Source organism: Achromobacter spanius, assembly GCF_002812705.1.
GTDB lineage: Bacteria > Pseudomonadota > Gammaproteobacteria > Burkholderiales > Burkholderiaceae_B > Achromobacter > Achromobacter spanius.
Genome location: NZ_CP025030.1, coordinates 4,283,688 through 4,300,673, shown reverse-complemented (window position 1 = coordinate 4,300,673; position 16,986 = coordinate 4,283,688). Strand labels below are relative to the sequence as shown.

The 16,986-nt window shown below is 60.7% G+C and carries 6 protein-coding genes; 1 reads left to right on the top strand and 5 read right to left on the bottom strand.

The features are described 5' to 3' along the window. The first annotated feature begins 18 nt into the window (after nt 1-18). Complete coding sequence (locus CVS48_RS19360; RefSeq protein WP_100855858.1) at nt 19-3,525, top strand: HAD family hydrolase; 3,507 nt, start codon at nt 19-21, stop codon at nt 3,523-3,525. Here CVS48_RS19360 and CVS48_RS19355 read toward each other — a convergent pair. The 5 genes from CVS48_RS19355 to CVS48_RS19335 all read right to left on the bottom strand — a co-directional run bounded on the left by CVS48_RS19355 (nt 3,498) and on the right by CVS48_RS19335 (nt 16,895). Then, nucleotides 3,498-4,784, bottom strand: a complete 1,287-nt coding sequence (locus tag CVS48_RS19355) for a capsule biosynthesis protein (RefSeq protein ID WP_100855857.1) — start codon at nt 4,782-4,784, stop codon at nt 3,498-3,500. The two genes, CVS48_RS19360 and CVS48_RS19355, sit on opposite strands and share 28 nt — an antisense overlap. Nucleotides 4,785-4,824: 40 nt before the next feature. Beyond that, on the bottom strand, nt 4,825-6,837 hold the full coding sequence (locus tag CVS48_RS19350) for a capsular polysaccharide biosynthesis protein (protein WP_167401021.1): 2,013 nt from the start codon (nt 6,835-6,837) through the stop codon (nt 4,825-4,827). Between the two features lie 72 nt (nt 6,838-6,909). Further along, nucleotides 6,910-7,869, bottom strand: coding sequence for a KpsF/GutQ family sugar-phosphate isomerase (locus CVS48_RS19345; protein WP_100855856.1), 960 nt, complete (start codon nt 7,867-7,869; stop codon nt 6,910-6,912). A gap of 66 nt (nt 7,870-7,935) precedes the next feature. Next, nucleotides 7,936-9,267: an aminotransferase class I/II-fold pyridoxal phosphate-dependent enzyme gene (locus CVS48_RS19340; protein WP_100855855.1), complete on the bottom strand. Its 1,332-nt coding sequence runs from the start codon at nt 9,265-9,267 to the stop codon at nt 7,936-7,938. A gap of 20 nt (nt 9,268-9,287) precedes the next feature. Then, nucleotides 9,288-16,895, bottom strand: coding sequence for a type I polyketide synthase (locus CVS48_RS19335; RefSeq protein ID WP_100855854.1), 7,608 nt, complete (start codon nt 16,893-16,895; stop codon nt 9,288-9,290). Nucleotides 16,896-16,986 lie beyond the last annotated feature (91 nt).

Below are 16,986 nucleotides of genomic sequence, written 5' to 3'. Positions count from 1 at the left end.
GGAGCAATGGAATATAAAATGAACATTCTGTTTTTTCTTGAACCCGCAATCGAGATGAACAATCCACTGTTCAGATTCGCGACTCTCCGGAATTCAATTCTCCCGCAAGTGAAATCGCTCTGTGAGGAGAACAATGTCGTGGTTCTGATGAGCGACAGCGTGGCGGATAAAGCGGTGGAAGAAGGGGTCATCCGGTCTATTCCCGCGTCCGCGGTTATCGATAGCCTGAGTTGGTCTCATGGAGAGAACAGCCTTGCCCGGTCTTTGCGACATCAGAAACGCCAGTTTCGAGGCGGCGAAATAGACAGATTGGCGGCAATGGTCAGGGCCTCGTTACCTGACGGATTTGAACCCGATGTGGTGATCGTGTGGGAAAGTCCTGCGTATTATCTGGATTCTGTATTCCCGAATGCCAGCGTGCTCTATCAAATGCCCGGCTTCTTTTCACGGCCGCCATTCGCGTCACTGGTGTCCTTCGGCACGGGGATGATGGTGCCGGATGCGCCGACGGTCACTGGCGACTTAGACGTGATTCAAGCTGAACTTGCCGCGCTTGACGCACTGCGCCTGAAAGAGCGCAACTTTATCGAGGCGGTCTCGCCAGCACAAGGGCTTATTCGCTCCGCGCGTCGACAATTTGGCCGTATTTTGCTTCTGCCATTGCAGATTGACGGCTACTTCATGATTGATGGCTTGCTGGCCGAAGGGCAGACACAATTTGATGTCGTTCTATCTTTGATGGAGTCCATTCCCCCGGATTGTGGACTGCTAGTCACCAATTATCGTTCGAAAGATACGATGAGCAGTGTCTTGAATGATGGGAATCTGTGGACGCTAAGGTCGCGTTATCCAAACTTCCTCTATTTCAAGGAAATGGATTCCATGCCGTCGGTATCGCAGTTTCTGTTGCCCGAGGTGGATGGCGTCGTAACTGTGTCATCGTCAGTGGGCTTTCAGGCGGCATTCTGGAAAAAGCCGATGTATTCGTTGGGCGCCAGCCACTTGACGCCTTTCAATACCGCGGCATCCGTGGAGGAACTTGCTACTCAAGCGCTGGCGAAGGCTGAATTCGATCGCGACGAGAAAATCATCGGGCTGATCCAACAGCAGCATCCGACCGCGGATTTCCTTGCTGGTCCCGAATATTCGGTCTGGTTGCGGGAGGTTCACAGGAGGAAATCCTTCCTGCCTTGGACCGCACACCTGGTGGGGGAAGCCTTGGCAACCGGACGTCGCGAGAGCAACCTCCTGCGTGAGCTGAACTTTGCTCAAACCATGCAGAAAGAATCATCCGGCTTGCATTGCCGGGAATTGGCGGAGCAGATTTGCCGATATGACACGGTTTCTTTCGACATATTCGACACCTTGCTGTACCGGCCGTTCCGTCACCCGGCGGATCTGTTCGATTTCATGGCTGACCAGGTTACGGTGATCACCGGAAGCGCCGCGATTTCCTTTCGCGAAGAACGACAGCTTGCGGAACGGGCCGCGTTCGTGCGTGCGGTAGAAGCGGGTCGTGGTGAAATCTCGTTGGATGAGATCTACGCGGAGCTGGCAAACCGCCTCAAGCTCGCTCCAGAGGTCGCGGAAGCGATCAAGGCCGTAGAGATGCAGATGGAGCTGGATTTTCTATATCCCCGCGCATCCGGGTTTCTTGCGTTCCAAGAGGCGAAAAATCTGGGAAAACGGATACTGTTGATTTCTGACATGTATCTGCCCCATGAGTTTCTTGAAAGAGTATTAGGCAAGACGGGTTATGAAGGCTATCACAAGCTTTATGTGTCTTCGACCTATGGCGTGAAAAAACATAGCGGAAAGCTCTTCGACGTGGTGCTCAGGGATCTGGGCATCCAGCCATCAGCGCTGTTGCATGTGGGAGACAACGTAGCGGCGGACGTGCAGAAGGCCAAAGACAGAGGGATCAAGCCATTTCATTTGCCGAAGGCGAGCGAGGTATTCGGCGCCAACGATGCATTTTCCATTCCCTGGCGCCGTGATGCTGAACGGCACGACCTTAGCTGGTCCATGTTGCTTGCCGTCATTGGGAATGCATACAGCAACAACCCCTATCTTCCGCATCGAAAGGGCACGTTGTTTGGCGGCGATCCCATCAAGCTCGGCTACTACGGTTTCGGTCCGCTATTGCTTGGGTATGCGAAGTTCGTCATCGAGGCTGCGATAAGGGATGGCGTTGACCGCCTTTACTTCCTTGCGCGCGATGGGAAGATCATGAAGGAAGCCTACGACGTCATAAAGGCGTTCTATCCTTCAGCCCCCCAGTCGCAATACCTGTTGTGCTCCCGGCGTTCGGTGAACGTTGCAAAGCTACGCGAAGCCTCCGACGTCATGGACTTGCTGAGTGTGGATTTCGCTCATCGAACCACCCTTGGCCATTTGCTCGTTCACCGATTCGGTGTGAACCAAGCAGATATTGATGATTCCATCCTTGAAGCTCACGGCCTGAACTGGACCTCGGCGCTTACCAAGGATCATCTGCCGGTGCTGAGAAAGCTGTTCTCGGATGCCATGGATGTCATTCTTGCCGCTGCAGAGGAAGAGCGCACGAACTACCTTGAGTATCTGGAAGCGTCCGGCATTTATGCAGAAGGAAATGTCGCCGTTGTTGATATAGGCTACGCAGGTACGATGCAGGAGTCTCTATACAAATTATCCGACGAAAAGAAAAAAATAAGTGGATATTATCTGATCACATTTCGCGCGGCGCAAAAGCGCTTGACCCAGAATGGCTTGGCCGCGAAGGGGTACTTGGCGGACTTCGTTGACCGGCATGATACCTATCACCCCTTTTGCAAGCATGTGCCGTTATACGAGACGTTATTCAGTTCAGCCGATACGTCGTTCGTTCGAATGGCGCGCCACTGGAATGGAAGCCTGCGGGCGGTTCATATGCCTCAATCGCCCCAGGAGCAGACACGCGAACGCGTGGTTCGTCAGATTCACGAAGGAGCGCTCGATCTGGTATCCGCTGCGTCCAGGGCGTTTGGCAAGTGGATTGTGGCAGTGGATATCGAGCCCAACAAGACATTGCGGGTGCTGGACCGGTACTTTGAAAATCCGCATCCGCGCGATGCCAGGATATTGTCCGGCGTGGTTTTTGAAGATGCTTACGGCGGCAAATCAATGAAAACAATTTTGCCGGGGCCCGATAATCTCCGTGATGAATGTGTCTGGCTGCGAGGCCGCGAAGCGATGGCCCGGGCTGAAACCTGCGTGGAAGAGAAGAGGCTGCCTTCGGGAAAGCGGCGTGCGACCCGGCGAGATCCGGCAAATCTTATCAGCCTCAAGAATGGCAGATCGATCGACGTTGGGGCCGACTCCCGCGCCGGCGGTGCAGCATTCGGCTTGTCGGGCCGGGTGATTCATTGGTATCTGCTGCGTACGCTCGATGACCGAAAAAGGCGCAAGCTCTTACGGGATCCAGGGCTGTTTTTTTATGATTCCAAAAACCCGTTCACGCGAAATGTGATTGGGGGAATCTATTTAAAGAGCATCCGCGAAGGCTGACCGGAATCCCCCGCTTTCCCTACCATGCGCAAACGGGGCAGGCTGTTGGCAACGGCAAGACGAATCCCATCGCTGGAATAGAAGCCGCCGTTGACTTGAGTACGCGCAATGACGACGTTTCGGAAGCTCTTGTACAAGTGCAAATCTGGCTTTTTACTTTCGGTCCAGAACAGGTCCAGCCCTTTCTGACAGGTCAGTCCTGGAAGGTTGTACAGGGCATCCCCCAGGGCAATCGTGGGCTTGCCGTGAATCAAGGCGGATCCGCCGACGGTACTGTTTACTGTCACGACGCCGGCGGTCGCTGTCAGAAGCGCTGGCAAATTGCCGCTTTCAAGGTAGTACACACGGTCGAAAACACCCAGCTCACGCGACCAGCGCGACAGTAGGGAACGATAGTTCACCAGACCGGGGTCCAGGGGATGGACCTTGGCAACAAATCGACAATGTCTTGGCGCGTACCTGGCAAAGGATTTCAACGAGCTCTGCAAGGCCGCCGCCATATTTTCAAATGGCGAGTGATGAATGATTTGTGCGTCATTCGCGATTTGAAGAGGCATCAAGAAGTACGGGTAGCATTTCGCTTCGGCGATCAATCGCTGTTCAGTGCGCAGCGAGAGCATCTTGCAGCGCTTGATCCGAATGCCTCGGCGGACGTAAGCCAGGTACTCCGTCAATGGTGAATAGGGGACATGGCTTTTGACGCCTGGATGCAGCAGCGGATTGATACCGGCCCAAAAGTTATAGCCCACGTCATAAATGGCACGCTTCCAGAAGGACGCCTTGAAGGGCACGACGTTGTCGCAATGGGGCACGGTCTTGGCCTGCTCGCGGTACCAATCCGGATCCCGGGGAAGCCGGGAATGGCCATTGACGCCGCCTTGTTCAAGTGTGATCCAGAACGGACGGAAATATCCTTCCTCAAAGACGTGTATGCGGATGCCGCGCGCTCGGGCCAGGTGTATAGCTGGGCGATGCACAGGCCGGCAGTCGCCGAACAGGACGATGTCCGTGGTTCCATGCAGGGCAAATTGCGTGGCATAGAACTCTGGCAAGCGCTTCATTGGACCGTGATAAGAGGTCGCGTTGCCACGCCTCCAGTACATTTGGTCGCCCACGGTGAAATTGACCTTGTGCACCTCATGCCCGTGCGCACGCAAGGCATCCGCCAACCTCGGAAAAAATGGCGAACATACACCTTGCAAGAACAGGAAGCGTTGCTCCGGAAGAGGGGCGGGAAGCGCGGTGTGCGTGCCTGTCACGGAAGAGTCGGACCTTTTGAGGAGTGGCCAGGGTGGTAGTTCAGCGGGTAAGCAGAAAGCCAGCTTTCGCCCAAAGGCGCAATTTGTGCAGTTGCCGCTGCAGATAGGTCTTGCGCAATGCGTGCAGTCGGCTTTCCAAGAGAAGTTGGTCCCGCCTGGCGATGAGTTGACGGATTGCCCCTTCGCCGGTCGTGTAGCCATTCAATGTCCAATCCCAGTACACGGGATAAAGCAGCATCGCGCCGGCGACCAGCTCATCCAACGTCAATCTGCGTTCCCGTCTGGAAATTGGCTGTCGGTCTTCAGTCAGGCCCCATCCCGCATAGAACGGGTGGCCGTGGACAACGACATGCTTGCCGCGCAACAATGCATCGAAGCCGCTTAGCGATGTCATGGTGTGGAGTTCATCGGCGGCGTCGATGCAACTTACGATCGACACATCGGTTTCAATAACGTCGGCGTACTGCATGGCGTCTTCGCGATGGATGCGGCCCACCCGGTTGCTGGCCATCACATCGGGGTGGGGCTTGTAGACGACGAAAGCGTTGGGGCGTGCCTGCCTCGCGGCGCTGAGTAGCGACAGGTTGTCGCAAACCGTTGAGCAGCCATATTTGATTGAGGCGTCGTCCTCCACTTGCCCCGGCACCAGGACCACCTGCCTGCCGGGCTGACGCCACGCTGGGCTAGCAACGGGTTCAACGTTGTACTTCGTCAGATTGTTGGAAACGATCAAGTCTCGGACAACGCCGGCACGATGCCGATCCTCTTCCGTGAAGGCGCGCGTATTCAGGATTTGCTCAAGGTCGCTTGGCTGTCGAGCATCGAAGTACAGACCCTGCTTGTCGAAAACCAGGGAGTGGGGCGGTATGAAGTCAGAGCCCAATCCCACTGATCGGATGAAGCCATCTTCCATGCGCACGAGCGAGGCGCCAGAGCGGTGAGCCAGCGACGTCACGGCATCGGAGGGATTCCCTCCCCAGACGACCAGGCGATCGGCAGGGGCCGGAGCCAGCTTGGCCGCTGCCTTGGCATGTGGCACAAAATGCACGGAGCGGTTCGGGTGCCCTAAAAAGGACTTCACGTTTTCCGCTTTCCAGCGCCGAAAGCCGACGGCGATGGTCCTGCCCGAGATGCCTTGATGCGCTCGGCGCTGAAGAGCGAGCCAGTCGATGACATCGAAAATCGTGCCGCGCTCGTGGGTTTGCGGGTTCAGATATCGTGTGTAGTGAAGATAGGCGGCTGAAAACAGTTCATCAACCGACCTTGCGCGCTGGCGTCGTGCACAGCCGATACGATCATCGGTACACCCCCAGCCCGCATACCAGGGCACACCAAAGCACACGACCGGGACGCCGTGGAGCAGAGCTTCGAAGCCCATGTGCGACGTCACGACGTATACGCGGTCCATATGGCGCAGAATGCTCGTTGGGCTCGCCGGCTCGCGAAGCATGACCGTGCGGGCGTCGTCAGCAACGTGGGACAGGTATCCACGCTTGTCGCCTCGGCTGACCTCCGGATGCGTTTTGATGTAGACCGTTGCGCCGGGATTTTCCCGCCGGGCAGCGGCCAGCATCCTGGTAAAGGATGCGGCGCTGGCCAGGCCATGCTGCACGCTCGCATCGCCCACTGTCTGATCCACGATCAGCACTCGCGGGCCGCCACGCAAGAAGGAGGCGGCGGCCAGGTCCGGCGCCAGGTTGTACTTGCTTAGCCCTTCCTCCGCGATGCGTCGGCGTGCTTGCGCATAAGAGGCGCCCACTCCCGAAAGCAGATCCTTGTTGGATGCCAGAAGCGTTTCCAGTGCAGAGGCTTGCCCGGCGGCGTAATAAATGCCTCGTTTGTCGACCACGACGGCGAGCGTGGGGTAGTTTCGTCCGGTCCCATAAGATCTCAGGAAGCCGTCTTCCAGCCCGATGAACGCAAGCCCGTGTTTTTTGGCCAGTGCGCGGGGCCCATTTGTGGACGGCCGGAACCCCCATCCCACAATCGCTCGCAGCGATTTTTTTGCGATCTGACTGGCTGATCCCACATGCACAACGGGCTCGTCCAACATGGCAGCCAGCCCTGGGAGTTCCGCAATGGCGCGGGAGAAGGTTCCGAGTGTCACAGTGTCTGGCAACGTGGATTACTGACCGGATTCCGCCGGGTCCACGTCAAAAATCTGCAAGACGCCAGCGACTCGCTCGTCGTCGTCAACAACGATGAGTTCCTTGATTTTCTCCTCCCGCATCAATTCCTCGGCGGCAACGAGCCGCTCCGATTGCTTGATCGTCTTGGGCGTCTTCGTCATGATGTCCGCCGCGGTAAAGGTGGAACTTGCGCTCTCGCTTTCAAACGCGCGGCGGAGATCCCCGTCAGTAATGACGCCGCACAGCTTGTCGCGATCCATCACGATGGCCAGCCCCAAGCGCCCGCGCGTAATGACCTGGATGACTTCGCGAAAGCTCGAGCCATGGTCGCAGAACGGCAGTGCGCGCGACCGCATCACGTCCGAGATGCGCGTGAGCAGCTTGCGGCCCAGGCTGCCTCCAGGGTGGAAGCGGGCGAAGTCTTCAGGTTGGAATCCTCGCGCGGTGGACAGCACCACCGCCAAGGCATCCCCCATTGCGATGGTGGCGGTGGTGGAACTTGTGGGCGCCAGATTGTGGTTGCATGCCTCGTGTGGCGCCGAGATGTCGAGCGTGACGTTGGCATTGCGTGCCAACGTTGAGGTGGTCTTGCCCGTCATGGCAATAACGAGATTCTCTTGATACTGCAGAAAGGGCAGAAGGCGAATGAGTTCTTCCGTTTCGCCGCTATTGGAAATCATGAGCGCCACATCGATGGGCCGGATCATTCCCAGGTCCCCGTGGAAGGCCTCGCCCGGATGCACGGAGAATGACGGCGTGCCCGTCGACGCCAGCGTAGCGGCTATCTTCTTTCCAACGATGCCGGACTTCCCCATGCCAACGACAACGACGCGACCTTGCGTATTGAGGATGGTGTCGACTGCTTTCTCGAAATCGCCATTCAAGCGATTGCTCATTTGCTGCAGCGTTTCGATCTCGGTGGCGATTACGCCACGCGCCGTGTCAAGATAGTCCATGGCCTCGTTGTTCCAGTTCCATCAAAAATTCGCACCCCTTGCTCAAGAGCGAGGCATTGACAGGCATCACGCCGACTCGCCCAGAATCTTCACGGTGGTTCCGATTTGCTCTTCCGTATGCATGCAAGAGATAAAGAACCTCAATCTTGCTGACTTCTCCGGCACGGCTGGGTACAGAATCGGCTGCACATTGATACCGTGCCTGAACAAGGCCGCTGACACCCGAGTGGCTTTCACTGAGCCGCCCATGATCGCGGGCACGACGGCCAGGCCGGCGCTTGTGCCCGTATCAATTCCAGCCGCCTTTGCCTGCTCTAGAAAGAACCTTCCCCTGGCCTGCAACGCCCGCACTCTTTCGGGCAGTTCTTTCATCCGCCGCAAGGCCGCCAGCGACGCCGCCGCGACGCTGGGCGGCATGCCCACGCTATACAAAAAGCCCGGCGCGAGGAACTTCAAGTGGTCAATCAAGGCGGTTTCCCCGGCGATATACCCGCCGCAGCCCGCCAGCGTTTTGCTTAGCGTGCCCATCCAGATATCCACGTCTTTTCCATCCACGCCAAAGTGCTCACGGATGCCATAGCCCCGCGCACCCATCACGCCCAGCGAGTGCGCTTCATCGACCATCAGGAAGGCACGGTGCCTCTGTTTGATTTCAATGAAGCGGGGCAAATCCGGGAAGTCGCCGTCCATGCTGTAAATACCTTCCAGCACGATCAGGACGCGTTCGAACTGGCTGCGCAGTTCGCTCAGACTGGCGTCCAACGCTTGCCAGTCGTTGTGAGGAAAGGGCAGACGGCGGGCGCCTGATAGCTGGATGCCTTGCAGCACGCTGTTGTGGATCAGTTCGTCGTGCAGCACCACGTCGCGCGGACCGAAGAGGTGCCCGATCGTCGACACATTGGTAGCGTGGCCGCTGACGAATGAGATGGCGTCGTCCACGCCGTACAACGCCGCAATCTCCTGTTCCAGCTCGCGGTGCACGGGTCGTTCTCCCGATACCAGGCGGCTTGCGGATACCGACGTGCCGTACAGGTCGATCGCGGTCTTGGCAGCTGCCGTCACGATCGGGTCTCCGGACAGGTTCAGATAGTTATAGCTGGCGTAGTTGACGTACTCGAAGCCATTGATCCTGGTTTGGGCTCCCGCCGTGCCGTCATGCAGCTTGAAGAAGGGATTCTTGATGCCAAGCCTTAGCGCGCCGTCGTTGATGATGCGCAGTTGCTGATAGCCTGGGTGCAGATGGAAGCGGTAGTGCGCCTCTGGAATTTCCGCCTGCTTTTCGGTGGGCCGCATGGGCGCCCGGCCCGTGTGTGCGGCGGCCAGGCGCAGCTTGCGTTCCAGGGCTTGCTGGATGAGTTTGTCCTTGATGCCAGCGGCAAGGCCAGGGAGTTTTTTCATGGTGCTCAATTCAGGCTGGCCTACGGGATTATGCGTTGCATGGGAAGACTGCCGTTCATCCTGATTTCGTCGACGAAGTCGGACACGGTGCCGGAGCTGACCTCGGCGGCGTGACTGGCAACCACTTGCTGCACGCTGGCGGCCACAGCGTCGCCTGGGGCGTCGCTGTGCTCGTCGCGCAGCCGCAGCACCAGGCGTTGCGCCAGCTTGGCGGGCGTGGGGCTTTCGTTGAGCGCCATCACGGGCAGGCGGATGCCGAAGCGGTTCTCCAGGGCCACGACCAACTCGACGCCCATCAACGAGTCCAGGCCCATGTCGTAGACGGACCGGGTGGCTTCGATCTTATCGGGCGATACGCGCAGGATTTCACCGATTTCTGTCTTGAGCATGTCGGTGAAGCGTTCGTGCAGCGTGGCGTCGTCCAGGGTGGCGATCATGTGCGCGATGTCGTCGGCGCCGCCATCGTCGTCACCGGCATCGCCAGCGCGGCGGGCAATGTCCGAAAACTTTGGCAGGCCGGCGGTGGGCAGGAAGCGGCTGAGCGCGCGCCAGTCCAGTTCCAGCACCCCGAGGCCGGACACGTCGGCCACCAGCATGTCTTCCAGCGCATCCAGGGCGACCTGGGACGCCAGCGCGCCGCCGCCCATGCGGCCTTGCAGGGCATCTTTGATCTTCGGGTTGCGTGCCAGGAAGCCGACGTCGTCGATGGCGCCCCAGCGTATGCAGGTGGCCGGCAGCCCTTCGGCACGGCGTTGCGCGGCCAGGCGTTCCAGCCAGGTGTTGGCGGCCACGTAGTTGCTTTGCCCGGGGTTGCCGAACAGGGTGGTGGCCGACGAATAGAGGATGAACAGGTCCAGCGGCTTCGCGCGCGTCAGGTCATGCAGGTGTTGTGCTCCCAGCACCTTGGCGGCAAGCGTGCGTTCAATTTGTTCGGGCGTGGCGCTGCGGGCCAGGCCGTCGTCGATGACAACGGCAGCGTGGACGACGCCTTTCAGCGGTGGCAGCGTGGTGGCCGTTTCATCAAGCAGGCGGGCCAGCGCCTTGCGGTCAGTGACGTCGCAGGCGACGGCATGCACGCACACGCCTTGGGCCTGGAGGGCGGCGATGGCGGCTTGCGCGGCGTCGGTGGTGGGGCCGCCGCGGCTGATCAGGACCAGGTTGCGGGCGCCCTTGTCGGCGAGCCAATGCGCGGTGCGCAGGCCAAAGCCACCCAGGCCGCCGGTAACCAGGTAGGTGGCGTTGGCGGGCAGCGTCAGGCCGGCACGATGCGGGGCGGCCGGCGGGTGGATGTCGCGGATGCCGTTGCGATACGTGATGACGATCTTGCCGATCTGGCGTGCCTGCTGCATGTAGCGGAAGGCGTCGATGATGTCGTTGGCATCAAACACGGAATAGGGCAGCGGATGCAGGACGCCTTGGCGGAACAAGGCCATCATCTGCGCGAACAGGCGTTGCGTCAGGTCGGGGCGTTCGTTCATCAGTTGATCGGCATCGATGCCGAAGTAGCTGATGTTGTTGCGGAACGGGCGCAGGCCGATGCGGGTGTTCTCGTAGAAGTCGCGCTTGCCCAGTTCCAGGAAGCGGCCAAAGGGCTTGAGCACCCGCAGGTTGCGGTTGATGGCTTCGCCCGCCAGCGAATTCAGCACGACGTCGACACCGCAGCCGTCGGTGTCGGCCAGAATTTCATCGGCGTAGGACAAGGACCGCGAGTCGTAGATGTGACGCACGCCCAGGAGGCGCAGCAGGTCACGCTTTTCGTCTGAGCCGGCGGTGGCGTAGATTTCCGCGCCCCGCCATTGCGCGAACTGGATGGCGGCAATGCCCACGCCGCCGGCCGCGCCGTGGATCAGGATCTTTTCGCCTTCTTCCAGGCGTGCCAGGTGGTGCAGCGCGTAGTAGACGGTGAAGAAGGTGCTGGGGATGGTGGCGGCGGCTTCAAACGAGAAGCCTTCGGGAATGTGCGAGATGGCGGTGGGTTTGGTCAGCACGCGGTCACCAAAGCTCGCGGGGCCAAAGCCCACCACGGCGTCGCCGATGGCATAGCCGTCCACCCGCGAGCCGACGTGGATGACGGTGCCCGAAAACTCCAGGCCAAGCGTGGGGCCGGCGAAGCCGTTTTCGATGGCTTCGTCGGACAACAAGCCCAGCGCGTACATGACGTCGCGGAAGTTCAGGCCGGTGGCTTCGATGCGAACTTCAAGCTCGTCGTCGCCCGGAGCGGGCGCCGCGCAGGACTCCCAGCGCAGGTTGCGCAACTGGCCGGGGAATTCAAAGCCCAGGCGCACGGCTTGCGGCCCGGTTGGACCTCTTTGAACCGTCTTCGGGTACGTGGCGTGACGCAGGCGAGGCGCGTAGCGCGCGCCCGCGCCATCAAGAATGATCTCGTCCTCGTCGTCCTGCGCGTTGAGCTCTCGCGCCAATGCGTCCACCAATTCCGTGGACTGAGCCAGCGGTATGTCGACCAAGCGGACGCGGAAGTTTGACGCTTCGTTTGCCAGCGTGCGGCCGTAGCCCCACAACGCTGCATCGTTCAGCGTGTGCATGGCGCGCGGCAGACTGGTTGTGGCGAGTGGATCTTGGGCGGCGTTGGCGGTGATCAACCACAGGGTTGCGCCGGTTTGAGTCCGTTCGCATGCCTGGATGGCGGCGGCGGCCATCGCGCAGCGGTGAGTCTGCCTGGCCAGCAGTTCCTGGTGGGTGTCCTGGGTGTCAGCCCACGCCAGGCCGCTCAGATGCACGACGTGATGGGTGGGGCCGATGGTGCCGTGACGCAGCAAGTCGTCCAGGGCTTCGGGGGCCACCCCGGCGGCCAGGCGGACATGATGGCCAGCGGCGGTCAGCGCGGCCTGCAGCGAATGCGCCAGGGCATCCGGTTTGCGGTCCGCCAGGATGAGCCAGTCAGCGGGTTCCATGGCGACGTTGATGGCGGCATTCGTGTTGTCGGCCTCGTTCAGGCGTGCCGTCAGCAGATAGGCGCCTGTCTCGATGGATGGCGAGAATGCCAAAGGGCTGTCGCAATGCAGGCCCAGCGATTGCAGTTCGTCGCGCCAGAATTCGGCGGGTTGTTGCGTGGACAGTAGCTGGCCGTTGTTGCTGGCTTGCCACCAGTTTTGGCGTCCACCGAAGACGAAATCTCCCCACGCGGCGGGGTGTGCGCCTACCAGTATCAGCACGCCGTCCGGCCGCAGGCTGGACCGCGCATGGCGCAGCGCGGCGCGGGCGGCCTCCAGCGTGTCGAATTCGCAATGGAAAATGGCCAGGTTGTAGCAGGGAGTGGCCGTCACGCCTTCCTGGCCGATATGTTCGATGTGCGCGTTGGGCTGGCGCCCAGCCTGTTGGCGTAGCACCTGCTCCAGCACCTCGGTGTGGTCGGAGGCGTAACAGTAATCGGCAACGTTGGCGTCCAGGGTGTCGCAGATGCGGGAAGAAAATAAAGGCGCTGCCTGGCCGACTTCGATGATGGCCACGCGCTGGCCAGCCATGCGTTTGGCTTGCGCCTGGTCCACGGCCCGGCACAGAGCGGCGCCCAGGTGCTGGGCTCCGGCCGGGCCGATGGCGGTGCGGGTGACGAGGGCCGGCGTGCTCGCCACGGGGCAGACCTCGTCTAGCGTCACGTCGCCGCGCAGCAAGGCAGGCAGGTGCAAGCCGACGCGGCCAATGGCATGGATGATCCGTGTGTAGTCTGGATAGTCACGCATCAGCGTGTTCCAGATGTCCAGCGAAGTGCCTTGATTGTCGTTTTGCGCGGGCATGAGGACGCCGGCGGCGCTGACCTGGGCGTATCCGGCCGAAGTCAGCCGGCTGATCGTGTGGTCCAGCAACCGCGCGGCGTCTGGCGCGCAACGACGCAGTTCAGTGATCAAGGTCTGCGGCAGCAACTTGCCGTCGGGGGCAAGCTGGCGCAGCGCGTCCAGCGCAAAGCCATCGCACAGGCTGTCCAGCAGGGGGTCCACTTCCAGGGCATAACGGCTATGCGCGCCCTCGTCCACGCAGGCGGCGACGGCGTCGGCCAAGGCGGTACGCAGTGACGCGTGGTCAAACGGGTTCGGACCCGCCGGGGCTAGCGGGCGCGGTATGGCGACGACATCCAGAAAACACAGGTTGGCAAATGCGGGCTTGCGCAGGCGGATGCTGCGAAAGCGGGCCTGTTCGACGGCGGCGATCTGTTCGCCGGCTGCGTTGTAGAGTTCAAAACTGGCGGTCAGCGAGTGCGGCGCCCGGCGTTCCAGGCGCACGCGTGCCGCGGCGGGTTGGCCGGCATTGGCCAGCAGCGTCAAGCGGCCAATCCTGGCGGGGACGAAAGCGATGCCTTGCCCCATTGCTGGGTCGTCGCGCAGCAGCTGAATAATGAGCTGGAAGCTGCAATCCAGCAGGGCGGGATGCAGATGCGTGGTGCTCAGCTCGGCGGACAGGCACGCGTCGGGTTTCAACACGGCCAGAACGCTGTTGCCGGGCTCGATCCAGCCATGCGATACGGCACGGTAGGCGGGGCCGTAATCCAGGCCTACCGAACGCGTCAAGGCTTCATGCATCGACGCGGTGAAGTCCGGCACGCTGCAGGGGAGAACCAATGTGTCTTGCGTAAGGCGGGCAGCACCCGCTTCACACAACAGTCGTCCGCTGGCGTGCTTGACCCAGGGCGAGGGGCTGTTGGCATCCTTGGCGGTAATGCGGAAGCGGCCATCCGCGTCGTCCAGCAACAGGCGAGTCAGCTTGCTGGGCGATGCGTTGAGCAGCAGCGGGGCGTGGATCTCAAGGTCTTCAATTTCGGCGTAGTTGCCCGCTTGCCAATGCAAGACTGCGGCAAGCGCAATTTCGGCGAAGCCGGTTCCGGGAAATACAACGGCGCCACCCACCACATGGTCGGCCAACAGGGGGTGGGATTGGGTGTCAAGCTGGTTTTGCCAGGTGTACTCATGCTGCGGCATGGCGTAGCCCAGCAGCGGATGCGTCACATGGCGCGTCAGCAGCCCCAGTGACTCCTCCGTGGTGGGGTGCCAGTGACGTTCGCGCTGCCAAGGGTAGGTGGGCAAATCGACACTTGGCCCTTCCCAAGGGAACAGCGACGAATAATCGATCTGCCCGCCGCTGACGATGACCTGGCCGGCGGCTATCCAGACCTTTTCGGCGTCGTCACCGCCTCGGGTAGATGTGCTGAGCACGCGGCCGTGCATGTCCGCTGTCTTGAGCGTGTCGTTAAGGTAGGAGCGCAACAGGGGGTGCGGGCCGACCTCGATGAAAATGTTATTGCCCTCTGCGACAAGCTGCTTTGCCGCCTGCTCGAAACGCACGGGTTCGCGTACGTTGCGCCACCAGTAATCGGCGGTCAATGCCGCGCCATCCAGGATCGCGCCGGTTACCGTGGAATAGAAGGGCACGTCGCTGGTGCGAGGCCGGATGCGCGCCAGCGCGCTGCGGACGTCGGCTTCGATGCCATCCATGGCGGGGCTGTGGAAGGCATAGTCCAGATCAAGCCGGCGGAAGGATATGGTTTGTTCGGCCAATACCGTTTCAAGAACGCTCAAGGCCGCCGGCATGCCGGCTACCGTGGCGCCGCGGTGGCTGTTATAGGCCGCCACGCAGACTGAACCGCCCAGGCGATGCAGGGCAATCAAGGCCTGCGCTTCTTCGCCGCTGAGGCCGACGGCCGTCATGCTGCCCAGGCCTTTGGTCTGCCCTTGCAGGCGGCTGCGCTGGAAAATAAGGCACACGGCATCGGCGAGACTCATGGCCCCGCACGCCCACGCGGCCGCCGCTTCGCCGACGCTGTGGCCGATCACGGCCCTGGGTACTACGCCGCGCTGCGCCAGCATGCGGGTAATGCCCACCTGCAGGGCAAACAGCGCGGGCTGCGCGATTTCGGTTCGCTGGTAGCGGTCGTCGCCGTTTTCACCGGCCAGTTCTTTGTGCAAGGAAAAGTCGGCGTACTGCGAGAACAACGCATCCACTTCGTCGATTGCCGCCGCGAAGACGGGGTCGGACAGCAACCGTCGACCCATGTTCGCCCACTGTGAGCCGTTTCCCGAATAGACCATCACCGGCCCACGGGCACTTTCAAGCGCCGTGCCGGCGACCACCTCATGCGTGGATTCAGCGTTGTCGGCAAATTGCTGGAGCAGGTCGGCCACGGCGTTGCACTGGGTACCGAATACCACCGCGCGTTCACCATGCCAGTCGCGGCGAATGGCCGCTTGATACGCGGCGTCATAAAGAAACCTGGTCGGCTGGTGGCGCAGCGCATCGGCCATCTGTCGGGCCGCAGCCTTCAACGCTTGTGGTGACTTGCCCGAAATCATGACGGGAATCGCTGCGGTCTTGGCCATTTTGCTTTCGGCGGACGGGTCTCGCAGGGGGGGGCTTTCCAGAATGACGTGGGCGTTAGCTCCGCCAAAACCGAACGAGTTCACGCCGACGATGAGCCTGCCCGTCGGGCGCAGCTTTCGATTCTGCGTAACGATATCCAGATTCCATTCGCGGACTTCGATCTTGGGATTCAGCCGTTGGATACCGATGGTGGCCGGCACGACGCGGTGGCGCAGCACATGAATTGCCTTGACCAGCCCGGCAACGCCGGAAGCGGCTTCAAGATGGCCCAAGTTGCTTTTGACGGATCCGATGGGCAGCGGCGCGTCTTTGCCACGCTGCTGGGCCAGGGCCACGCCAATGGCGCGCGTTTCGATAGGGTCGCCGACGGCGGTTCCTGTGCCGTGGGCTTCGAGGTAGTCAATGTCGGAAGGCGAGATGCCGGCCTGTTGGTAGGCTTGGCGCATCAGGTTGGCTTGCGCGTCGGCGCTGGGTACGGTCAGGCCTGACTTGCGGCCATCCGTGTTGACGGCCGAGCCGGCCACAATGGCCAGGATATTGTCGCCGTCCGCCAGCGCCAGGTCATGGTCTTTAAGCAGAAAGACGCCGCCGCCTTCGGACCTGACATAGCCATCGCCCGCCGCGTCGAATACATTGCACCGGCCCTGCGGCGAGAGCATGGAGGCTTTGGAAAAGGTGACGAAACCGTAGGGGTGCAGGTGCAGACTGATGCCGCCTGCCAGCGCCTGGCTGCATTCCCCCGACACGATGGCGCGACAGGCTTGGTGAAATGCCACGAGCGACGACGAGCATGCGGTGTCCATGGCGATACTGGGGCCGCGTAGGTCGAAGAAATAGGACAGGCGATTGGCGGCGATGCTCGCGGTGTTTCCGGTAGCCATCGATGCGTCAATGGCATTCGCATCGTCAGCCAGGCGGTAGGCGTAATCGGAGCTGGCGATACCAATATAGACACCGCAGTTTGAGCCGCGCAGGGATGATGGGCGCACCCCGGCTTGCTCCATGGCTTCCCAGCTCATTTCCAGCAGCAGGCGTTGCTGCGGATCCATGAATGCCGCCTCGCGTGGAGAGATGCCGAAGAAATCGGCGTCGAATCCGGACACATCACCGATGGAACCCGCCGCGAAGGTGTAGGACGAGCCAGGATGGTCTTTGGCGGGATGCAGATAAGCGTCCCGGCACCAGCGGTCTTCGGCAACTTGGGTGATCAGGTCGCGGCCGTCCAGCAGCGCCGCCCAATAATTGTCCGTGGTTGTGCTGGGGAACCGGAACGAGAGTCCGATTACGGCGACGCGCTTAGCCATGCAATGTCCTTCTCCGGCGGGCTTCGACTGTTCCCTGCGACCGTTCTTTGAATAAAGAACATGCGGGCGATCATAGGAACAATATGATTTC